Raw genomic sequence first — 22574 nt, forward strand, 5'->3', positions numbered from 1 at the left:
GCTCCATTCGGAGAACTTCGATTTTGTTGGCTAGGTGCGCGCGGGCATATCCTGCCATATGCCTCGCGTATCGATGACGTCCAGGTGCCGGCGCTCGGCCAAGGGCACCATTTTGAATTCGTCATGGTCGACGAGGAGAACCGCAATTTCGCAACTGCGCAGCGCTTCCTCGATGTTCACGAATGCAACGCGATAATCGGCCAATTGAGGCGGCAGACGGCGCAGATTCGGCTCAACAACCTTGATACGTTCGCCGTATTTCGCCGCGAGATGCGTAGCAATTTCCAGAGCGGGGCTTTCACGCACGTCGTCGACATTGGCCTTGAACGTCAATCCACAGCAGGCAATGTTCGCATAAGGATGATCGTCGATCAGCGCCTCTGTGCGCTCGATGATCTTCTGCGTTTTGGCGTTGTTCACTTCCCGGCTTGTTCGCATTACCCGCGCGAGATCCGGCACAGAATCGATGATGAACCAGGGGTCGACCGCAATACAGTGCCCCCCGACTCCCGGTCCCGGCCGCAAAATGTTCACGCGAGGATGGCGGTTGGCGATATCGATCACTTCCCAGACGTTGATGTCGAACCTGTCGCAAATCATCGAGAGTTCGTTGGCGAATGCGATGTTGGTATCGCGGAAGGCGTTCTCCGTCAGCTTGACCAACTCGGCCGCACGCGCCGTAGTACCGACGCAGGCGCCGCGAACGAACATCTTGTAGAAGCGCTGAGCACGTCGCGTGCAGGTCGGCGTAATTCCGCCGATGCACCTGTCGTTGTTGATAAGCTCGGTCAGGATCCGTCCCGGCAACACGCGTTCGGGACAGTAAGCGACGTAAATCGCTCCATCCTCCTTGCCGTTGACGCCTATGTGAAGCTCCGGCCTGCGTTCGACGATCCGCTTTGCGATGGCTTCAGTTGTCCCAATCGGCGACGTCGATTCAAGGATGACAAGGTTTCCTGGCGCCAGAAGATCCACGATGTTGTCGACTGCGGCATTCACGCTTGCCAAATCCGGGCGGTTCTCGTGATCGATCGGGGTCGGTACTGCGATGATGAATACGTCCGCCGGCTGCGGTTTCCTGGCCGTCGTGAGCGCACCGCTCGATACGACCTTGGAAACGAGACCATCGAGATCGGGCTCAGCGATATGAATTTTGCCGGATGCAACCGTGTCGACAACGCGTTCGCTGGTATCGATGCCAACCACCTGCAGTCCACGGCTCGCAATCAGAGCCGCTGTCGGCAGCCCGATATAGCCAAGTCCGATGACATTGATTTTCTGGAATTCAGGCATCGAGAAGAACCTTCACGATCCGCTCGCTCGCGTGTCCGTCACCGAACGGATTGTGCGAACGCGCCATGGCAGCGTAAGTCTCGTCATCGTCGAGGAGACGGAATGTTTCCGAAACGATCCTGTCGTAGTCGGCACCGACGAGTCGCGCCGTTCCCGCTTCTACGCCCTCGGGACGCTCGGTCGTCTCGCGCATCACCAGGACCGGCTTCCCGAAAGTGGGCGCCTCCTCCTGGACGCCCCCTGAATCTGTCAGGACCAAATATGACAACGAGAGCAGGCTCACGAAATCCGTGTATTCCTGCGGAGAAATGAGGGCGACCCGCGGATGGTCCGCCAACCGGGACGCAAACAAGTCGCGGACATTCGGATTCGGGTGCACGGGAAGCACCACAGCAACGTCCTCCCTGCGCAGGATGGTCTCGAGCGCGTTCACGATATTTGCAACGCCGCCGCCGAAATTTTCCCTACGATGGCAGGTCACCAGGATGATCCGACGGTTGCCGTGACGTTTCTTGATACCGTCCCACCGACTCGAGAGTCCTGGATCGGATTCGACCATGGCTTTCGCGAGGATGAGAGCGTCCACCACCGTGTTTCCGGTCACGTGGATGCGGTCGCCCGCGACATTTTCGGAGCGCAACGCGCGCGCCGCGCGCTCCGTGGGAGCAAAATGTTGATCGGCGATCGAGCCGACGATCTTGCGGTTCACCTCCTCTGGCCAGGGAGCGAAGATGTCGCCGCTGCGCAGACCCGCCTCGATGTGCGAGACCGGTATACGGTGATAGTAGGATGCCAGTGCCCCCGACATGGCTGTCGCCGTGTCGCCTTGGACAATAATCCTGGTGGGCTTCACCTTTTCGAGGAGTTCGCCAATTTGACCGAGCAGCCGGGCGGTCAGATGATCGAGAGACTGATTGGCCGTCATGACGTTCAGATCAAAATCCGGAACCACCTTGGCAAGCTTCAGGACTTGATCAAGCAGGTGCCGATGCTGTGCCGTCGCACAGATCGTCACGGCGATGTCCTTACCCGCCTCGGCCTTGAGCCGATTGATCACCGGAAAGAGCTTGATTGCTTCCGGCCGGGTTCCCAGAAGGATGAAAAAATGCTTGCGCACGCTTCACCCCCCGATCCGGCTCGGACCAGGAGGGACGGCGCTGGCTGCACCGAGCGGGTTCCGAAACGCCTGCCTCATGAGGGCTTGCGCCAGGATGCCTGCAAACCGGGTGTTCGTCGTGGCGTATCGCCACCACATCCGGCCAGGCTCCTGATAAATGCGGTAGAGCCATTCGAGGCCGAGTTTCTGAATCTGCGGCGGCGCGCGCCGAACGGTGCCTGCCAGAATATCGAATGAACCACCTACCCCCATGATAAAGGGAACGCCAAGTTCATCGCGATGGGCGGCGAGGAAGCGCTCCTTCCGGGGTGTCGGCATGCCGATGAAGAGGCAATCGGCCGCGCTGGATTGGATGTCCCTCACCACGTCATTTTCCTGCTCGCGTTTGAAGTAGCCGTCGTGCGAGCCGGCAAACACGAGTGAAGGATGCTTCTTGCGCGCGGCTTGCATCGCCTCGTGCAGCACGGCGGGAGTGGCTCCCAGGAAATACGGCTTGAAGCCTTCCTGCGCACATACCGCGAGCAACTCGGCGAGGAGATCCACCCCCGCGACCCGCGGCGTCGGCGGAAGCCCCAGCACTCGAGCGCCCCAAACAATCCCCATGCCATCGAGGCCGACGACATCGCTGTTGGCGACATCAGCCGCGAGCACCGGATCAGATCTCATATTCACCAATTTCGCGACGTTCAGCGCCACGTGTTGCAGACGTCGCCGACTGCGCATGGCCCCGCGCGCAAGATCGACGGTTTCCGCCATTGTCAGCAGGTCGACAGGGCATCCCAGAAATGAGGCGCGCATCGGAACCTACCTCCCATAAATTCTACTCGTTTAATGTTTGCTTTTAAGATTATTATAGAGATAATATCGAGGCAACATTTAATTGCAATGTTTAAATCTGACAATATTCGCCGCATGCGGTGAATACAGGATCTCCGCGTAAGGTCGCGGGTCACAGACGAAGCCGGAATTAAATAGAGGAATTAACTGATGATTTCAGTCGTAATTCCCCACCTCAACCAGCCCGATGCGCTGGAAGCCTGCTTGCGCAGCCTGGATGCACAGACCCTCGCTCGGGACGCGTTCGAGATCATCGTGGTGGACAACGGCTCGGCAACGCCCCCAATGGATGTCGTTGCCGGTCATCCCGGTGTACGGCTGGAGCATGAACCGCGTCCCGGGCCCGGCCCGGCGCGAAACGCAGGCGTCGCCGCTGCCAACGGCGAGATCCTCGCCTTCATCGACGCCGATTGCAGGGCCCATCAAGATTGGCTGAGCAGCGTAATGAAATGGTCTTCCCTGTCTCCAGCTGGCACTGTTCTCGGGGGCGACGTCCGCATCTGGCGGCCGGACGATGCGGAGCTTGACGCCATTGCGGCTTACGAAAGCGTGTTCGCTTACCGCTTTAAGCTCTATATCGAGCGCCACGGATATTCTGGCACTGGCAACATGGCGGTGTTTCGCCGCGACTTCGACCGCGTCGGCCCTTTTGCGGGCATTGATGTCGCCGAAGACATGGAATGGGGGGAGCGCGCGTTGCGCGTCGGTCTTCGATTTCGCTACACCCCTGAAATGATCGTCTTCCACCCGGCCCGGGGCTCTCTCCAGGAGCTCTACACCAAATGGGACCGACACATCGCGCACTACCGCAACATGGCGGAAGGCAAACCCATCTGGCGCCTGCGCTGGCTCGCGCAAGCGTTGCTCGTCTTCGCATCACTCGCGCCGAACGCTGTGACCGTGCTGACCAGCGATCGCCTGCACGGTACCGGCGTTCGCCTCAAGGCCATCGCCGTGTTGTGTGCCGTCCGAGCGCACCGCGCCCTCACGATGCTCTCGCACCTGCGAGGCCGAAGGGCGGTCGCCTGGAATCGCTAGCGCAACGCCGATTCCGTCAGGCGCCGAAGGCACCATTGTGGGTCAGCTCCGGCAGGTCGGCACGCCGGCCGAACGACCACAGAATCCAGCCCAGTTCGTAGCTTCGGCACTCGAACCGAACCTCCACGTCAGTGCCGTCGACCAGCCGCTCCTCGCTTCCGAGCCAGGCGTTCCTGAGTGCGCGCGCGACCCGCGGCACCTTGGTCGTCAGTTCACCTTTGCGAACCTGCGAACGGAGGGTCAGGCTCAGTTCGGGCACGAGCATGGCCCGGCCCAGCTGGTTATGGCCAAGCACCCAATTGAATCCCTTGACCAGGGCATCCCGCGCCCCCCGCTGCCCAAAGCGCTCGGCCCATTCCAGCAGTGCCGGAGCCATCCCATACTGATGGACCGAATAGACCTCATAGAAATCAAGAACGCGACCGCTCTGCGCGTCGAAAAACCAGGGCCACTCACCCTGTGGGCCTTGAAGCGCAACCAGATTCCGCACACAGGTGTCGGCCATGACAAGCGCGGACGGATCGCCGGCGAATTCGCCAAATTGATAGCAGGCGATTGAGAGATAGGTCTGCGTCGCAAATGTCGAGAAGCGCCGCCGAAAGCCGAACGGCGCATCGAAGAACAATCCCGATCCACTGTGAAAGCGGTCCTTCAAGAAACGATAGAGCGGCCGCGCATAGCGTGCCCACTCATTCTCGCCCGCCCTCGCCTGGGCCACGGCTCCCGTGAGCAGCATGCCCAGATCTTGCGCCCTGAAGCTCCTCCACCGGGCCTCATCGGCAAGGATGGCTCTCAGCTCGGTTTTGACCGGTTCCGGCATTTCGAGGCCGAGCTCGGCGGCGCTCCATAGCGCCATACCGAACGCGTACTTGCGCACCGGAAGCTTCGTGAGCAGCAACGCGTTGCGATTGAATATTTCGGACAAATCAATCCCATCCGGAATGGCGGCAACGCGCGACATCCCGAGTAGAACGTTGAGGGTATAAAATACGTCGCTGCGTGGGATCGACTCGTTCGGCGAGGTACGTCCATCGAGATGGTAGATATGCGACCACCTGCGGTGTTCGGGTAACCAACAACGTTCCAGCCCGTTGAGTGCATAGTCAACCAGCGGGGAATTGTGCGCGAGCTTACTCGCCGCGGCGGGCACCACGAGCTTCACCCCAAAATTCGGACGAATGATCATGTTAACCGCCCTCCCAAGTCGGGTTAATATTCCCGGATGCTTTCATCCAATCCGCGCAGCAATGGATAGAGGAAATAGGAGATCACGGTGCGCTTCCCGACCTTCAATTCGGCCGTCACCGCCATCCCCGGAATCAGTTGAATGCGCTCCGCGGGCAGCCGAAGGTGCGTGTCCGACAAATCGACCAGTACGCGGTAATAGGGAGCTGGCGCGCGGGGCGCACCTTCGGCCTTCGCATCCGGCGAGAACGTATCCTGACTGATGACGCGGACTTCTCCCGTTGCAGTTCCATACTTCTGGAAGGGAAACGCTTCGAACTTGATCCGAACCGACTGTCCGAGCGCCACTTGACCGATATCCCGCCCCTCGATGTTGACCTCCGCCTGAAGCGGCACGTCACGCGGAACCAGGACAAACAGCGCTTCAGCTTCGCGAACCACCGAGCCGACTGTCCGGTTCGCGATATCCAGGACCACGGCATCTGCCGGCGCCTGCAGGACGATCAACTGTCGACGAAGCTCCGCCTTCTTCAATTCCTCTGCTGCGCTATTGCGCTTCGGCAGCGTCTCCACCAGTTCCAGATAGGTGGTGCGACGAAACTCCTCGGCGAACACTTTCTGATCAGCGCGGGCCTTTTCGAGCCGATGGGTACTATCGGCGATACTGCCGCGAACACGCGCCAGATTGCTTTCGACCTCGAGCCGAGCATCGCGAGACAGTAGAAAGTTCAGCCTCGAACCGACCTCCTTATCCATCAGCGTGGTCCGCATCGCTTCAATCGAACGCATCGTGTCGAGCCGCTGAAGGAGAACCGCCTCTTCATTCTGTGCCGTCTTGAGATTGGCTTGCGCGGATGCGATCTGTGCGTCGTAGTTCTGAATCTGCGCCTCGTAGGCGGCTCTCCTCTGCGAAGACAACTTGCCTTGCAGGACTTGATCCGCATTCGTCAGCTCTTTGACGGCATACTCGATTCCGTTCAATTCGGCGCTCAGACGATCGATTGACGCATCGAATGCAGCCACTCTGCCGCGCAGTTGGTCGAAATCCGCCTGCGAAAACGTCGGATCGAGGGTGGCCAGAACTTCGCCGCGGTTGACGCGATCACCGGCCTTGACGTGGATCTCGCGTATGACCGACGTTTCCAATGGCTGCACGACCAGGTTGGGACGTGTCGTGGTCAGTTTTCCCTGCGCCGTGACGATCATCTCCACCTGCGAAACGGAAGCCCAGATGACCGCGAAAGCAATCAGTGCAATTACGCCGTAAAGGGTGAAACGCGCGAGCCGCGGTGGCGCTTGCTGCTCGACCTCGGCGGCATCGGACTGGAATTCGGCGATGACTGATGCTCGCCTCGGCCCCGGCCTGAATAGCTTGCGGCGGCGCTCGACCGGTCTGGCCGGAACAAGATCGTTCGGCTTCACACCCGCGCGTGATGGCCCTGTCTCCCTCATGCAATCTGCTTCATCTGTTGATTCCACAAATGCCGGTAGATGGTGCATTTCGACAGGAGGTGGTCGTGGCGATCCACATCGACGATTCGGCCGCGGTCCATCACCAGGATCTGGCTTGCTTCCGTCAGCATCGACAATCGATGCGAGACGATGATGACGGTACGCCCTGCCGCCAAACGGCGGAGATTGCGCCTGATGATCATTTCGCTTTCGGAATCGAGGGCACTCGTCGCTTCATCGAGAATCAAGATCCGTGGATTGACGATCAGAGCTCTCGCAATCGCGAGCCGCTGCCTCTGCCCGCCGGATAGGTTCGAGGCATCTTCCTCAAGCATGGTGTCAAAGCCACGCGGCAACCGTTCGATGAACTCGTCGGCGCCTGCGAGCTGCGCCGCAGCGACGACCTCGGCAAAGGTGGCATCGCGTTTCACGCAGGCGATATTCTCGCGAACCGTCCCGCGAAACAGGAAATTATCTTGCAGAACGATTCCAAGGTTTCGGCGCAGATGCGCGAGGTCTAACTCCCTCGAGTCATATCCGTCGATGCGCAGCAGGCCCTGCTGCACCGGATACATGCCCGAAATCAACCTTGTCAGAGTCGTCTTGCCGGAGCCACTCCGTCCCACGATCCCGAAGATCGATCCTGGCTCGACGGTGAAGGAGACATCATCAAGCGCCGGCGATCCCTCGGGTCCGTAGCGAAACGAGACACTTTCGAACTCGATTTTTCCGGCAAGGTCAGGCCGTAGCCCATCTTTCCGACCGTCGCGCTCAGGCTTCTGGTTCATCACCTCGCCGAGCATTTTCACCGCAAGAGCTACTTCCTGGTACTCGTGCACCATGGTCACGAGTTGGACCAGGGGTCCGGAGACCCTACCGGCCAACATGTTGAAGGCGACCAACGCGCCGATTGTCATTTGGCCGGCGAAGACATCGAGTGCTCCGATGGAGATGATTCCGAGCGTCATGATCTTCTCGAGAAATCCGGTGAGCGCCTGCGCGCCTGCCGAGATCTTCTCGACACCGAATCGCATCGTCACGGACTGCGCGCAGCGGCTATCCCAAACCCTGCTCTGCGCTGGCTCCATCCCAAGCGATTTCACGGTGCGCATGCCGTGAACCGTTTCGACGAGGAGAGCCTGCCGCGCACCTTCCGCTTGGTATAGATCGTACAGTCGTCGCCGAAATGGACCCATGAGCAGGCCGACGACGGCGCCGCTCGCGGCGGTGAAGGCCAGGACGATCAACGTCAATCTGACGCTATAAAGCGCAAGGACAGGCAGGAAGACGAATAGCGAAAGCGCATCGAGGGTCGTCAGAAACAAGCGCCCGGTCAGAAACTCACGGATCCTCGCCGCCTGCTGCATGTGTTTGACCAGGACCCCCGCGGCCATATGCTCGAAAAACGTGACCGGCAGCCCGAGGAGATGACCGAACGTCTTCGTAGCAACGCGAATGTCGACCCTGTTGGTCGCATATAGCAGCAAGTAGCGCCGCAGAAAGCCGAATATCGCGTCAAAGACGAGCGCTACGGCCGCTCCTGCCGCGAGTACGTACAGGGTGGTGAAGCTCTCGTGAACCAAAACCTTGTCGATGACGAGCTGGAAGAATATCGGGACGACGAGGCCCAACCCATAGAGCAGGATGGCGGCAATGGCGACGTCCCTGAACAGCCGCCATTGAAGAAGCAGTTCCGGCACAAACCACCGGAGGCCGAAACTCCCTCGACCATCCTGTGTCAACTGCTCGCGCTTGATCAGGATCGTGTCACCGGCCCACTGCGCACAGAATCGATCGCGCTCGATAACCAAGACCTCGTGCTTGCGGTCGGCGAGCGGGTCGAAGATGCTGACGACCTCGGTGCCATCAGTTCGCCGTCCCGCACCAAGAACGGCGATCCAGTTGCCATTGGCGAGCCTCGCCAGCGCCGGATAGGCCTCTCCAAGACGAATCAGCGCGCCCCAATCCAGCTTCGTGCACTTCGCGCGCAGGCCTGCATCCTTCGCCATGCGCAGCAGGAGATTCAACGAGAGCGGGCCGGCTACCGCATACGCATGCTTCAAGCGTTCGACCGGCAGATCTATGCCATGGTGACTGGAAACCTTGGACAGGCATTCCAATGCCGTCTGGGTCGACAATCCGGGCGCGGGCGCGTCCGCAACCCGGTCCTTCGCGCCGCCAGCGGCATCGATGTCAGCGGAAGTTCGAAGAGACATTCAGAGACCGTGTGTTGTGCGCCAGCGCATCACGTACTCCCGACGCACCGTTGTGCGATTGAGCTGGCTGGTTCCGCCGGACGACGCCCGCATCGACCAGGCCCTGGAGCGCCTTCTGCATTACGTCGACCGAGTTAGCGAAAGATTCGACCGAAAAGATCAGCCGCTGAGAAAATACGCGCTTCGGAGCGTTGTTGGCGTCACGCTCTGTCGGTGAAAGACTGACCAGATCGACGCGGACGATGGTTCCACTGACGGTAATTTCTTCGATTCCATCGGTATAAAGTTCGGCGTGCATCTTACGTCTCCTATGCTGCTAGCTGAGGTCTGAAAACAACATCTACGCCATAGCTCGTTGAGTTGTAGGTGTTGGTGGGGAATAGGCTATCTGTTCCGTACGCAAACACACCGTTGCCACCGATCGAGTCCGAGGATGGGGCCGTCAGAGGATCGTTGGTAATTGCGCTGGCGAGCAGGCCCGGATCGGCCGCATAATTCCCGGCGGTGTGATAGGAGGCGACGTAGGTAGTTCCCGGCATGATCGTCACGGGCGTAGCGAAATTGACCTGCTGCCAGCCATCGGCGGTTTCGTTGGTGAAGGTCGCAGTTGCGAGCAATGTGCCGGTGCTGCTCCAAAGATCCGCAACGTGGGTGCCCGTGTTGGACGGTCCCTTGTAGAAGCGAACGCCGATGATATCGCCCGGGGTCGACGTCTGGAATTTGACTCCCAACTCCACAGAGTTGGGATCATTGGCCGCCACGATGCTAGGCGTCTGACTTGCGCTAAACAGACGCACGGTAGTTGAAGACGGAGCATTCACATCCAGGGCGACGGATGCGCTGGCGGAGCCACCTTGGCCATCGGAGATGCTGTAGTTGAACGATGCCGGCCCCGTGTAACCGGTCGTCGGTGTGAAGATCACACTGTTACTTTGGGCGTTGTAGCTGGCGACACCGTTCACACCACCGCTCGCGCCCGTGATCGTAAGCGTATTGCCGTCCGGATCGGTATCGTTGGAAAGCAGTGCCGAGGCCGGGATCCCGAAAGGCACGTTCTGCGTGGCGTCGAAGCCGCTGTCGTTCGCGGCGACGGGTGACCGGTTAGGGCCACCGCTCGAGCTGTTGAACACGACATCAACCCAGTAATTGCTCGCGTTATAGGTATTGGTCGGGAGCAAATTGCTCGTTCCATAGGTGTAGAGGCCGTTGATGTTCGCGGGAGCCGTGAGCGGCCCATTGGTGCGAGCGGCGGTGAAGTAGCTGGTGGTGGAGGCGTAGTGGCCGTTGCTGTGATAGCTTGCGACGTAGGTGGTGCCGGCTGTGATGGACACCGGATTGCTGAACGTGACTGTCTGCCAACCGCTGCTGCTCTCGTTCGTGAAAGTCGCGGTCGCCAGCAGCGCGCCGGTGCTGCTCCACAACGAGCCCGTATGGGTTCCGGGATCATTCGCGCTCTTGTAGTATTTGATTCCGGTAATCGTGCCTGCCACGGACGACGAGAATTGCATTCCGAGGTTGACTTGGGAAGTGTCCGACCCCGATCGGATCGCCGGAGTATCGGTGGTAGAGAATAGGCTCACGGTCGAAGGAACCGCCGAAACTGCGATATTGAATGTCTCGCTGCTCGTGAGGTTGCCGAGATCGGCAGCGGACACCGTGACGCTGAACGTGCCAACGTCCGCGGACGTCGGCGTGCCGGTAAAGGTTCGGGTCGATGGAGTGAACGTGAGCCAGGCCGGAAGCCCTGAACTGCCAGCGGTTGCGCTGTAGGTGAGCGAGTCGCCGGCATCGACATCGGTAAAGGTGCCGGCGGGTAGCGTTAGCGAAAACGCCGAGCCAACGGTCGCGGCCTGGTTGCCGGTCTGGATTGCCAGGACCGGCGCGTCGTTGGCGCCGTGAATGGTGACAGAAAGGGTTGCCGAGGACGCCGCGCCCGCGGCGTCCCGCATCGTATAGCTGAAGACATCGTTCAGCGTATTGGACAACTGCCGCAAGGCCTGCACGGCTTGATCGTTCTCGTTCACCGTGTAGGTGAAAGCACCCGAGGCATTGAGCAAGAGCGTGCCGTGCGCGCCCGCGAGAGCCGTCTGGAACGCCCCGCTGGTCGTGCCAAAGCTGAATGCAGTGACGGTCTTGGTGTCCCCAGCATCGGGATCGGTGTCGTTGGCCAGGACATTGCCGGCCGCGGGCGAACCGCCCGTGCTGTTGTTCACGCCACCCTTTTCGATGGCGTCCGCGCTGTCAGCAACCGCGGTTGGCGGGGTATTGTTGCTGGCGGCGGAGCCGTTGAAGACGACATCGACCCAGTAGTTGGAGGAGTTGAAAGTATTCGTCGGGAACGCGCTTCCGGATCCGTAGGCATAGACTCCGTTGCTGCCAGCCGGCGCCGTCAACTGACCATTGGTAAGCGAGGTTGCGAAATAGTTCTGGGTACCGGAATAATTGCCGTTGGTGTGATAGGATGCGACGTACGTGGTCCCTGCCGTGATCGCGACAGGGGTGGAGAAGTTGACCTGTTGCCAGCCGCTGGCGGTCTCGTTCGTGAACGTGGCAGTTGCAAGCAGGGTTCCGGTCGAGCTCCAGAGATCCGCAATATGGGGACCCGTATTCAACGATCCCTTGTAGAAGCGCAGGCCGGTTACTGTCCCGTTCACCGATGCGGTGAACTTGACTCCGACTTCGACGGGGCTGGTATCGCCGGAATTGGGGACGCTTGGCGCATCATTGGTGCCGAACAGGCTCTGTGCGGAGACCGGATAGTTGACCTTGAGCGACACCTGGCCGGACCCGCTCTGGCCGCTGGTGTCCGTGATCGTGTAGGTGAAGCTCGCCGCGCCGGCATAGCCAGCGGTGGGCGTGAAGGTCACGGTCTGATTCTGCGAATTATAGCTTACGCTGCCATTGGAAGCGTTGCTGACGCTGGTAATCGAGAAAGCCAATCCGGATGCGTTGGTGTCGTTCGCGAGCAACGTCGATGCCGCAATATTCAGCACCCCATTCTGGCTAACTGTGAAGCCGCTGTCCGCATTGGCTTGGGGCGCACTGGCTGCGGCGGATCCGTTGAAGACGACGTCGACCCAGTAGTTGGAGGATTTAAAGCTATTCGTCGGGAACGCGCTTCCAGATCCGTAGGCATAGACTCCGTTGCTGCCAGCCGGCGCCGTCAACTGACCATTGGTAAGCGAGGTTGCGAAATAGTTCTGGGTACCGGAATAATTGCCGTTGGTGTGATAGGATGCGACGTACGTGGTCCCTGCCGTGATCGCGACAGGGGTGGAGAAGTTGACCTGTTGCCAGCCGCTGGCGGTCTCGTTCGTGAACGTGGCAGTTGCAAGCAGGGTTCCGGTCGAGCTCCAGAGATCCGCAATATGGGGACCCGTATTCAACGATCCCTTGTAGAAGCGCAGGCCGGTTACTGTCCCGTTCACCGATGCGGTGAACTTGACTCCGACTTCGACGGGGCTGGTATCGCCGGAATTGGGGACGCTTGGCGCATCATTGGTGCCGAACAGGCTCTGTGCGGAGACCGGATAGTTGACCTTGAGCGACACCTGGCCGGACCCGCTCTGGCCGCTGGTGTCCGTGATCGTGTAGGTGAAGCTGGCCGCCCCGGCATAGCCATTGGTGGGCGTGAAGGTCACGGTCTGGTTCTGCGAATTGTAGCTTACGCTTCCATTGGAAGCGTTGCTGACGCTGGTAATTGAGAAAGCCAATCCGGAGGGGTTGGTGTCGTTCGCGAGCAGCGTTGAAGCCGCGATGTTCAACACGCCATTCTGGCTGACCGTGAAGCCGCTGTCGGCATTGGCTTGTGGCGAGGTCGAGCCTGAATCGTTGAAGACAACGTCCACCCAGTAGTTCGCGGCCTTGATATAGGAGGCGTTGCTGGGGAAGACCGGGCTACTGCCATAGGCATACACGCCGTTGAGGCTGTTTCCGGGGGCGTTGAGCGCACCTTTCGTAAGGCCGTCATAGTCGATGAAATAGTAGTCCGTCGAGGAATAGTGGCCGGTATTCGTGTGATAGGAAGCGACATACGTGACACCCGCCTGCACATTGACAGGCGTTGCGAAATCAACCTGCTGCCATCCACTCGTCGTTTCATTGCTAAACGTTGCGCTCGCAAGCAGCGTCCCGTTGGAGGTCCAGAGGTCACCGATGTGGGTGCCGGTATTATCAGACGCCTTGTAGAAACGAATGCCGGTGATCTTGCCCGACACTGCGGGGATGAATTTGACGCCGACCTCAACTGCGCTGGAATCACTGGTCGAGATCACCGCAGGCGTGTCAGTCGGACTGAAGAGCGTCAGGTTGGAAGACGGCGTAACCGTGTAGGTCGTGCCCGCACCAGGTGTTTCCAGATTCAGGCTGTCGTCGACCGCCCTGGTCTTGAGACGATATGTCCCCTGCGCGCCTGTGACGAACGTGTATGACCACGTGACGTTCGCCGCGCCGACATTGCTATTCGCTGGATGCCAGCTCGTACCACCATCCGTGGAAATCTCGACGCCGGCAATCCTTCCGCCAGCATCAGTGGCCGCCCCCGTCACCGTAATCGATTGCCCCTCGACAACGCTGGCGGCGGAGAGATTGGCGATACTAGAAGTGGGCGCCGTAGTGTCGGTCGACCGAATCGCGGCCATCAGGTTTGCTTGCAGCGTCGCCGGCTGAACGCCCATATCGGCGAAAAGGTTGACCATCGCCTGCTGGACATTAGGGTCTACCGGGGTCGCTGGTCCGTCGTGGTCGCTGGCAAGCGCCCATGACCAGTTGATCGAACCGGCCGAGAATATCAGTGCGCCACTGACGGGATCCCGATGCAGGACGAGATTGTGGGTCGCCGTGCCGTTTGCGAACGTGTTGCCATAATCGAGGAGAAGCTGTCCATTCACCTGCAATGTAGTAGATGAGACACTCATCAACCCCGCTGGGCGAAATCCGTTGTCCGGCGCGGTGTCCCATTCAACGCCTAACAGGCCAGGTACGAGCGAGGCAGTCTGCCCGGGTGACGTTTGCGCGACGGCCGTATCGCGCCAGAAGCGCAATTGGGTCATCGGATACGGTATCGTGATCGTATCGTACCGAAATGCGTTGACCGCGAACAATGTACCGGTCAACTCGTTCGAGGGGAGAGGCGGACCGAACCGCGGGTCAGAGTAATTGCCGGTCGCTTGTCCTGTTGGATCAATCAACGCATTCGCGTGCGTATCCTTGTAGCTAATGAGTGTGCGATTGGCTGATCCGCTGCCATCGATGCTGGGTGCCAATCTTGTTTTCCAATAGATCTCGTTGCCTGTGAGAAACGCAAGGTTCACACCAGCATGCGCTGCGGCCTGTACGTTGGCACGCTGAGCTTCGGTCCAATACTCGTCATGCCCCGCGTCCATGAAGACTTTGTGATTGAGCAACAACGAGCCGTTCGTCGCAGCATCGATTCCCGAAATGTAAGAAACGTCGTACCCGTTTTGCTCGATCCACTGAATAGCCGCAAACTCAGCCGTGAACGGGGAATCTCCCCCCTCGGCAAAGGTTCCCTCGCCGTCACGCGTTATGAGAGGGCGATTGTAACTGACCGCGTAGGCTGATCCACTGACGCCCGGGCCATTCCCGAAATATAAGTTGGCCCCTCCCCAGCCATTGTAGGCTTGCCAGTCCTGATCACTTGTCTGGAGGACGATGTCGCTGTGCGAAGCGTCGTTCCTTATGATGAATGGGATCTGGAAAATCTCGGTGCCGTTGACGACGCTGGCTATGTAGACGCCCGAGACCGCATCGGTCGGTACGCTCCAGGAATCCGTCACGCTCCAATTGCCGGCATCGACGAGCCCGGTCGACGGATCGCGCAATGGATCGGGTTGGACGACCGCCGTTGCGGCCTGATGCTGCATGCTCGTAACCAGCCTAGCACCATCGCCGCCGTAATAGCCCAGCCGGTAGACATCGACCCGATAGTTCGGGTTGCCGGTCAGGTTATTGATCTTGAATTGGACCGTTCCCCCGACATTGGTGCTGATCGCTGTCGTAAATCCTTCGGTCAGAGTTGAATTCTCACCCGGCTGAATCTGCCAGACGCTCTTCGGCGTACCTGGCTTCTGGTTTTCCAGCACGATGGGATTCGTGGGCGGATCGGAAACAATGGTGCCTCCCTGCCCATCGCTTTCAAAATTCCAATTCGAGTCCATGCCCGAGAACAGCAAGGAGACATTGGCCGCACCGTTGCTGAAATCGACCGTGCTGATATTCGAGCTATTGTCGTAGTGGACGGTCGCCGACATCGACGATGTAAAGGGGAGATCCTTCAAGTCGATGAGGTTGCCTGGCGCAAGCGGCGCTCCCGGCGACGAACCCGCGATCAAGCCGCGGAAGTTGGCCGACTGATCGAGGACAAGCGTGCCAGTTCCCGTTTCGAACGACACCGTTATGCCGGAGAACGATCCATTCAAGAACTGGCCGGAAACCGAACCTCCGATCTCCAGGATCGCCTTGTCTGCAATCTCGAAAGATCCAGTACCGCTGACGTCACCCCTAAACTCCCCAGTCGGAATGCGATAGCCAAGGAACGCTTCAACCTCGACTGTCCCATTGTTCAGCACATCGCCTTCGACGATAAACCGCGAGCCAGCACTCAACGAAAGCGTCGCACCTGCATCGAGGAGCAGGCTCCCAATGTCAACACTGGTCGAGCTCGTGACGACATACGTGCCTGCTGCATCTAGGAACGCGGCATCGCTGATGCCCGGAAGCCCGGCGCTCGAGTTAGTAGCGACATTCCAGGCTCCATCAGTCGGGTGAGCCCAGTGCGTGGCGGCAGTGGTGGCAACGAACTGTGATGCCGGCGTCGCTTCGTTTGCCACAGATGCTGACGTTGGCGTCAAGTCTTGACCGCGCGTCAAAGACGTCGAAGACAGCAGCGTAGATAATCGCGAATGGGAAGGAGCGGCGGAGAGGCGAGGCTGACGACGGAGCAAGTCCGACAGCGGACCCGAGTTGGCACGAGACGTCTGCCCGAAGAACCAGGGAACACTCAGAGTGGGCGTCTCGCCTACGGGCTGATCAGCAAGCTGCGCAGCCGAGGGGCCAAGGGGGTCGAAGCTTGCGAAAGCCTTCCAGAACGTTGATTCCTGCCAAGAGGCTGGAATATCTTCCCCCCAGCTAACGGGTCGAGCTCCCCGGCTGAAGGCACTCGCCTTTCGCAACAGCATGACCACACCGATTAAATATTAATCGCATCAAATCTTTTAATTGTGTTTTAAACTGCGGTCAATTCAATACGCATACATTTAACATCGTTTCGATATTTCTTGAGCAGCGCTAACGCGAGGCAAACTGCGGCAGTCGCATGATTTCGCTCAGATATTTGCCGTAGCCGCTCTTCTCCAGCGGTTGCGCCAGCGCCAGAAGTTGATCGCGATCAATGAAGCCGAGTCTAAATGCGACCTCCTCGAGGCAGGCAATTTTCATCCCCTGCCGCTTTTCCAGGGTCTGGACGAACGTCCCTGCATCGATGAGAGATTCGATCGTGCCGGTATCCAACCACGCAAATCCCCGCCCCATCCGCTCAACGTGGAGCGCATTGGCCGAAAGATAACGCATCTGAAGATCGGTAATCTCGAGCTCGCCGCGCGCCGATGGCTCGACGCGGCGAGCGTAGCGGACGACGCGGTTGTCGAAAAAATACAGCCCTGTGACTGCCCAGTTCGAAGCCGGTCGTTTGGGTTTCTCTTCGATCGACACGGGGCGATCCGCTTCATCAAATGCGACCACACCGTATCGTTCTGGGTCTCGCACGTGATAGGCAAAGATGGTTGCGCCTTCCTCGCGACCTGCCGCCCTGGCAAGCAACTCGCTCAGGCCATCGCCGAAGAAAATATTATCCCCAAGCACCATCGCTACGCGATCGCTTCCGATGAAATCGGCCCCGACAATGAACGCGTCTGCCAGACCAGCGGGTCGGGTTTGTTCGGCATAGCTAAGCTTGATCCCCCATTGGCTGCCGTCGCCTAGCAATCCCTCGAACTGACACCGATCCGAAGGCGTGGTGATAATCAGAATTTCGCGGATCCCTGCCAACATCAGAGTCGAGAGGGGATAGTAGATCATGGGCTTGTCATAGATCGGGAGCAACTGCTTGCTGACCACTCGTGTGATCGGATAGAGGCGCGTTCCGCTGCCGCCAGCCAGCACGATTCCCTTCAGCATCGGTTTCTCCTTCTCCGACCAGTTGGTCCAGACAAGCTTGGAGTGAATGGCGCCAAGGCGCCAGGCGAATCCCGAACACGCGTTCGGCCTTGGATGAATCCAGGCGCGAGTTCCGAGGCCGACGCGCAGCAGTCGGAAACTCCTCAGTCGTGATCGCCTCGAGCGCCCGAATCCGCGCTCCACGACGGGAACACTCGTGGAAGATTGCCTGCGCAAAATCGTGCCAGCTTGCCTCGCCTTGGCCACCGAGATGAAAGATCCCGGCGGTGGCCCTGCGATCTTCCGTTACCGACTGTTGTGCGATCCGGAGGACGGCTTCCGCGAGGTCGAACGCGTAAGTCGGGTTACCATGTTGGTCGCTGACAACCCTCACGACCTGCTGCGTCTCGCATAGCCGCAGCATAGTTCGGACGAAGTTGCTGCCATAGGGACTGTAAAGCCAGGAGCATCTGATCACGGTCGCGAGCGGGTGCGCTGCCAATACAGCAGCCTCCCCGGCAAGCTTGGATGCGCCGTAGACGTTCAACGGCGCTGGAATGTCGCTTTCGTCGTACGCATCGGGTTTCGCACCGTCGAATACATAGTCGGTCGAGAGATGGATGAGCGGAATGTTCATTTGCCACGCGACATCCGCCAGCGCGGCCGCGCCATCGCGATTGATGCTGAAGGCCCTCGCCGCTTCAGATTCGGCCTGATCTACCGCGGTATAGGCGGCCGCATTGATGATTACAGACGGCAAGATCGAAGAGACTATCTCGCCAATCCCTTCCCGCCCCTCTAGATCGAGTTCCGGACGCCCAACAGCCACCGCAGGCAGACCACGCATTGTGGCAAGATCACGAAGGCACCTCGCCAGCTGACCATTCCGTCCGGCAATGAGGATGGGTCGACCTGTCATCTTCACCTCAGCTTTGGGCGACCAGGAGACCCAGACGCGAGCCGTCATAGACGCCGCTGCGAGCACGCTCCCACCAGGAGCGGTTCTTGAGATACCATCCGACGGTTTCGAACAGGCCCTGTTCGAAGGTTCTGGTCGGTTTCCAGCCGAGCTCGCGATGTGCTTTCGACGCGTCGATTGCATAGCGGGCATCATGCCCGGGACGATCCGGCACGAACGTAATGAGAGAACGTCTGCACCCGGCGCCCGGAGATAAGCGATCCACAACGTCACAGATCCGGGTGACGACCTCCAGGTTGGATCGCTGGGCATCTCCGCCGAAATTGTACTTCTCGCCGGGCCTTCCTTCGTGCAGAAGTCGTATCAAGCCCGCGGCATGATCATCGACGTGAAGCCAGTCGCGGATATTTCTTCCGTCGCCATAGATCGGCAGAGGCTTCCCATCGATCGCATTGAGGATCGTCAGCGGAATGAGCTTTTCCGGAAACTGATACGGCCCATAGTTGTTCGAGCAGTTCGACACGATCACGGGCAGGCCGTAGGTTCGAAACCACGCGAGCGCGAGGTGGTCCGAGGCGGCCTTGCTCGCCGAGTAGGGCGAGCTCGGCCTGTAGGGCGTATCCTCTCGAAACAGGTCGTCCGGTCCCAATGAGCCGTAGACTTCGTCCGTCGACACGTGGATGAAGCGGAAATGCTTCCGCCTCGAAGCTGGCTGACGTTCGTAGTAGGCTCTGGCCGCCTCCAAGAGGGTGTAGGTGCCAACCACATTGGTATTGACGAAGGCTTGAGGTCCGTTAATCGAGCGGTCGACGTGGCTTTCGGCGGCCAAATGTATGATCGCATCCGGCTCATAGTCGGCGAACGCACAATCCATAGTCTCGCGATCGCAAATGTCGGATTGCAGGAACACATAGGCTTCCAGCCTCTCGATGCTCGCGAGCGACGTCAAGTTCGCCGCGTATGTCAACTTGTCGATGTTGATCACTGCGGCACCCATGTAGAGCGCCAAACGGCGACAGACCGCAGAACCGATAAAGCCCGCTCCGCCGGTCACCAAGATACGCATACTACCGCCTCCACTAGTCGAAAACGCAACCGAGCTGGCTGAGAGTAGGAAGAGTCTGGTCCTTTGGCGACACCTGGGCTTCTGAGGGCCTCACGGGCCACTCGATCGCTAATGTTGAATCAGCCCAATAAACGCCACCGTCGTGACTTGGGGCATAGACCTGGTCGACTTTGTATAAGACGACGGTCTTGGGCTGCAGCGTACAGAAGCCGTGCGCGAATCCCTTCGGAATGAACACCTGCTCGCCGCTTTCACTATCCAACTGGATCGCGATGTGCTTGCCGAAGCTGGCCGATGAACGCCGAAGGTCAACTGCAATATCCAGAATCGCCCCGCTCAACACCCGTATCAACTTCGCCTGGGCGAAGGGCGGCCGCTGGAAGTGCAAGCCGCGCACCGTACCGATCCGATCCGAGCTGGACTGATTGTCTTGAACAAAGTCATGGAGAATTCCCTTCTCCGCGAAAGCTGATCGCTGAAATGTCTCAGAGAAGTAGCCGCGGGCATCGGAAAACCTATCTGTGCGAATGACTTTGACATCAGGAATCTCCAGGGATCGCAGCTCCAACATTGGGTACCCTTCTGCTCGCTTTCATTTCATAGCTCCGATGCGACGGACATAATCGCCCAAGCGATCAATTTCTCCACCCTCTGCGTCCCGATCAAACTAAAGCATGACTTTCGACAACGTCATCGAAGCAATTGTAAGTCTCGGAAACATCACGGAATTTGCCAACAGCCGCCCAAACAAGCGGCATAATCCTACATTTTCCGCGCCAGTCGCGATTAATATATTATTTATTTAATTTGGCAAGACGGTTTTTCTAAGATATATAATCGTCCAACCATCCCGCGGCTCTTTAAATCCTGCTTTGCGGGCGGGCGGCCGCAACGTGGACCCACCCTCGGACAGGTACGTGATGCTCCAGAACAATCTTCAACATACGGATGGAATGCGGCTGCCAGTGAACGGGCTGGCTCAACCCGCCCAGGCAGAAGGCGGGGGAATCAGGGACATCATCAATTTCGTCATCGGGATTCTACGGCGCCAGTATCTCGTAATACTTATCACTGCGATACTAGCCACCGCTGCCAGCCTGTTGTATCTCCGTTTGGTCTCTCCAACCTATACAGCGCAGGTTCAGATCCTGTTGGCCAATCCAAGGCCGCAATTTGTCCAGCAGCAATCACTCCTCGCCGAGCCGGCTTTCGATCTCAGTCAAATCGAGACCCAGCTTCAGCTCCTGAGGTCGAAGTCGACTGCGATTGCTGTAATCAACGAGTTGAAGCTGGCCGACGATCCGGATTTCAATGCGCCGGACCTATCTTTGCAGGCGCTCTGGCAACGGATTCGGTCATGGGTCTCGCCTAGATCGAAGAAGGAGGCACCATCCGGGACGCACGGCGAACCATCCGACGCTCTCGTGGGCGCATTTCTCGACCGGCTGTCCGCTGGACGTGTCAGGTACAGCAACATCATTGAGATCGGTTTTAGCTCGAGCAACGCACCCCGCGCCGCGGAGATCGTCAATGCGATAGCGAACACTTATGTCGCAGACCAGCTTAATGCAAAATTTGACGCCAATCGCAAGGCAACGAGCTGGCTGCAGGAAAGACTTCGCGATCTCGGCGACCAAGCCCTCGCCGCCCAGCGCGCCGTCGACTTCTACAAGGCCCAGAATAATATCGTTTCCCTGGATGGAAAGCCCATCGACGAGCAACAGATTGCGGAGATCAACAACCGATTGGCCGCCGCACGCACCCAAACATCTGAGGCCACGGCCAAGCTGGCCCGCTATGAAACTCTCCTTGCCGTCGATCCGAAAAAGCCGTCCTCGATGGACAACCTCGATGCTGTCGGTGCCGACGCGCTGAACAGCCAGATCATTACAGGGTTGCGCCAGCAATATCTCGAGCTCACCAGACGTGAGGCCGAGTTGGCGGCGAGGGTCGGTCGCGAGCACTTGGCAGTCGTCAATGTCCGGAACCGCGCGCGAGAGTTTCGCGTCTCCATTTTCGACGAGGTCAGGAGACTTGCCGAAGTCAGCCGAAGCGAATTCGAACTCGCCAAACAGCGCCAGGAGGAAATCGAAAAACAATTATCCAAGGCCGTTTCGCAGTCCCGTTCGGTCAATTCGGCTGAGCTGACCATCAAGGACTTGGAAAGCAGGGCAAAGGGCCTACGCAGCTTGTACGAGACCTTCCTTCAGCGTTACATGGGCTCCGCACAGCAGGAGACGTTTCCCACCTCGGATACGCGAGTACTTTTTCCGGCTTCGCCGCCGACGAGCAAGAGCAAGCCAAAGACAAAACTGGTACTTGCGCTTGGCATTCTCGGCGGTCTCGCACTGGGCATCGGCTTGGGGCTCCTCAGAGACCTCATGGACCGCGTCTTTCGGACCTCTTCACAGGTGGAATCCGCGCTGGAGCTGCCTTGTCTATCTTTGGTCCCATTGTTGCCGGCCCGCAAATCTCCCAAGCCACCAATCCGCCTCCAGAAAACCGATGATGATGTTCAGCGGCGGATAGCTTTGCCTCCTACCGCAATTCATCAGACGGTGGTCGGGATGCCACTATCTCGATATACGGAGGCCATTCGTTCCATCAAGCTAGCCATCGACCACAATCCGGCGAAAATCTCCTCCCAGGTCATCGGCATTACCTCTGCATTACCGAACGAGGGGAAGACCACGATTGCAGCTTCGCTCGCGCAATTGATCGGGCACACCGGCAAACGAGCTATTATCGTCGATTGCGACCTCAGGAATCCCTCACTAACGGGCATCTTTGCGCCCAAGGCGGCCTGCGGAATCATCGAAGTTGCAAACGGTAGCCGGCCGCTCGCCGACGCCATCTGGAGAGACCCGACGACCAATCTTGCATTTCTGCCCGCCGTGCGTCGGGGACCTCTGCTACACACCAGCGAAATTCTTTGCGCGGACTCGATCAGCAAACTGTTCGACCGTTTGCGGGCCGAGTATGACTACGTCATCGTCGACCTTCCGCCCTTGACACCGTTGGTTGATGTTCGAGCCACTTCATCTCTGATCGACTGTTACATTCTCGTTGTTGAATGGGGCCGGACCAAGATCGATGTAGTGCAACACGCACTGCACACGGCACCAAACATTCACGAATCTCTTATTGGGGCAGTTCTCAGCAAGACCGATACCAAGGCGATGGCTCGATATGACGGTCATCGGAGCTACTATTACCATGATAGCCATTACATCCGATATGGTCTTTCTGGCTCTTGAGGCTGTTCATAGCGGCCGA

The 22574-nt window shown here is 58.8% G+C and carries 14 protein-coding genes; 2 read left to right on the forward strand and 12 right to left on the reverse strand.

The annotated features are described in order from the left end of the window. Positions 1-30: 30 nt before the first annotated feature. Genes wecC through I6F09_RS04495 form a run of 3 tightly spaced genes read right to left on the reverse strand, consistent with a single transcriptional unit; the run spans position 31 to position 3208 of the window. Complete coding sequence (gene wecC / locus I6F09_RS04485; RefSeq protein ID WP_036013614.1) at positions 31-1293, reverse strand: UDP-N-acetyl-D-mannosamine dehydrogenase; 1263 nt, start codon at positions 1291-1293, stop codon at positions 31-33. Then, the gene (wecB, locus tag I6F09_RS04490; RefSeq protein ID WP_036013612.1) at positions 1286-2410 is read right to left on the reverse strand and encodes a UDP-N-acetylglucosamine 2-epimerase (non-hydrolyzing); all 1125 of its coding nucleotides are present in this window, start codon (positions 2408-2410) and stop codon (positions 1286-1288) included. Before wecB ends, wecC begins: the two co-directional genes overlap by 8 nt. A 3-nt stretch (positions 2411-2413) precedes the next feature. After that, positions 2414-3208, reverse strand: coding sequence for a WecB/TagA/CpsF family glycosyltransferase (locus tag I6F09_RS04495; RefSeq protein WP_225125013.1), 795 nt, complete (start codon positions 3206-3208; stop codon positions 2414-2416). 189 nt (positions 3209-3397) lie between these two features. Here I6F09_RS04495 and I6F09_RS04500 point away from each other — a divergent pair, with 189 nt between their 5' ends. Next, on the forward strand, positions 3398-4285 hold the full coding sequence (locus I6F09_RS04500) for a glycosyltransferase (protein ID WP_036013610.1): 888 nt from the start codon (positions 3398-3400) through the stop codon (positions 4283-4285). A 16-nt stretch (positions 4286-4301) separates the two neighbouring features. On the opposite strand, the gene I6F09_RS04505 is transcribed toward I6F09_RS04500, so the two are convergent. From I6F09_RS04505 to rfbC, 9 genes are all read right to left on the reverse strand, one after another. Then, positions 4302-5471 carry a hypothetical protein gene (locus tag I6F09_RS04505; protein ID WP_225125011.1) on the reverse strand — a complete coding sequence of 390 codons (1170 nt, stop codon included), beginning with the start codon at positions 5469-5471 and terminating at the stop codon, positions 4302-4304. Positions 5472-5494: 23 nt separating this feature from the next. Next, complete coding sequence (locus I6F09_RS04510) at positions 5495-6922, reverse strand: HlyD family type I secretion periplasmic adaptor subunit (RefSeq protein WP_225187547.1); 1428 nt, start codon at positions 6920-6922, stop codon at positions 5495-5497. Then, complete coding sequence (locus tag I6F09_RS04515; protein WP_225187548.1) at positions 6919-9138, reverse strand: peptidase domain-containing ABC transporter; 2220 nt, start codon at positions 9136-9138, stop codon at positions 6919-6921. The genes I6F09_RS04510 and I6F09_RS04515 overlap by 4 nt, the downstream gene beginning before the upstream one ends. Further along, a complete protein-coding gene (locus I6F09_RS04520; RefSeq protein WP_057029412.1) occupies positions 9116-9436 on the reverse strand; it encodes a hypothetical protein in 321 nt (106 codons plus the stop codon). The genes I6F09_RS04515 and I6F09_RS04520 overlap by 23 nt, the downstream gene beginning before the upstream one ends. A 10-nt stretch (positions 9437-9446) precedes the next feature. Next, positions 9447-15989 carry a DUF4082 domain-containing protein gene (locus tag I6F09_RS04525; protein ID WP_225187549.1) on the reverse strand — a complete coding sequence of 2181 codons (6543 nt, stop codon included), beginning with the start codon at positions 15987-15989 and terminating at the stop codon, positions 9447-9449. 457 nt (positions 15990-16446) lie between these two features. After that, positions 16447-17334, reverse strand: coding sequence for a glucose-1-phosphate thymidylyltransferase RfbA (rfbA, locus tag I6F09_RS04530; RefSeq protein ID WP_225187550.1), 888 nt, complete (start codon positions 17332-17334; stop codon positions 16447-16449). Then, positions 17243-18232, reverse strand: a complete 990-nt coding sequence (gene rfbD, locus I6F09_RS04535) for a dTDP-4-dehydrorhamnose reductase (protein WP_225187551.1) — start codon at positions 18230-18232, stop codon at positions 17243-17245. Before rfbD ends, rfbA begins: the two co-directional genes overlap by 92 nt. 7 nt (positions 18233-18239) lie before the next feature. Further along, complete coding sequence (gene rfbB, locus I6F09_RS04540; protein ID WP_225187552.1) at positions 18240-19298, reverse strand: dTDP-glucose 4,6-dehydratase; 1059 nt, start codon at positions 19296-19298, stop codon at positions 18240-18242. Positions 19299-19311: 13 nt separating this feature from the next. After that, positions 19312-19869 carry a dTDP-4-dehydrorhamnose 3,5-epimerase gene (rfbC, locus tag I6F09_RS04545; protein ID WP_225187553.1) on the reverse strand — a complete coding sequence of 186 codons (558 nt, stop codon included), beginning with the start codon at positions 19867-19869 and terminating at the stop codon, positions 19312-19314. Between the two features lie 349 nt (positions 19870-20218). On the opposite strand from rfbC, the gene I6F09_RS04550 reads away from it, so the two are divergent. Next, positions 20219-22555, forward strand: coding sequence for a Wzz/FepE/Etk N-terminal domain-containing protein (locus I6F09_RS04550; RefSeq protein ID WP_225187761.1), 2337 nt, complete (start codon positions 20219-20221; stop codon positions 22553-22555). Positions 22556-22574 lie beyond the last annotated feature (19 nt).

It is taken from the genome of Bradyrhizobium sp. IC3195 (assembly GCF_020193585.1).
Classification (GTDB): domain Bacteria; phylum Pseudomonadota; class Alphaproteobacteria; order Rhizobiales; family Xanthobacteraceae; genus Bradyrhizobium; species Bradyrhizobium yuanmingense.

Bases quoted from the DNA above. Each gene is read 5' to 3' on its own strand.
- wecC (WP_036013614.1), bottom strand. From the start codon at position 1,293: ATGCCTGAATTCCAGAAAATCAATGTCATCGGACTTGGCTATATCGGG.
- I6F09_RS04495 (WP_225125013.1), bottom strand. From the start codon at position 3,208: ATGCGCGCCTCATTTCTGGGATGCCCTGTCGACCTGCTGACAATGGCG.
- I6F09_RS04500 (WP_036013610.1), top strand. From the start codon at position 3,398: ATGATTTCAGTCGTAATTCCCCACCTCAACCAGCCCGATGCGCTGGAA.
- I6F09_RS04505 (WP_225125011.1), bottom strand. From the start codon at position 5,471: ATGATCATTCGTCCGAATTTTGGGGTGAAGCTCGTGGTGCCCGCCGCG.
- I6F09_RS04510 (WP_225187547.1), bottom strand. From the start codon at position 6,922: ATGAGGGAGACAGGGCCATCACGCGCGGGTGTGAAGCCGAACGATCTT.
- I6F09_RS04515 (WP_225187548.1), bottom strand. From the start codon at position 9,138: ATGTCTCTTCGAACTTCCGCTGACATCGATGCCGCTGGCGGCGCGAAG.
- I6F09_RS04520 (WP_057029412.1), bottom strand. From the start codon at position 9,436: ATGCACGCCGAACTTTATACCGATGGAATCGAAGAAATTACCGTCAGT.
- rfbA (WP_225187550.1), bottom strand. From the start codon at position 17,334: ATGCTGAAGGGAATCGTGCTGGCTGGCGGCAGCGGAACGCGCCTCTAT.
- rfbD (WP_225187551.1), bottom strand. From the start codon at position 18,232: ATGACAGGTCGACCCATCCTCATTGCCGGACGGAATGGTCAGCTGGCG.
- rfbB (WP_225187552.1), bottom strand. From the start codon at position 19,298: ATGCGTATCTTGGTGACCGGCGGAGCGGGCTTTATCGGTTCTGCGGTC.
- rfbC (WP_225187553.1), bottom strand. From the start codon at position 19,869: ATGTTGGAGCTGCGATCCCTGGAGATTCCTGATGTCAAAGTCATTCGC.
- I6F09_RS04550 (WP_225187761.1), top strand. From the start codon at position 20,219: ATGCTCCAGAACAATCTTCAACATACGGATGGAATGCGGCTGCCAGTG.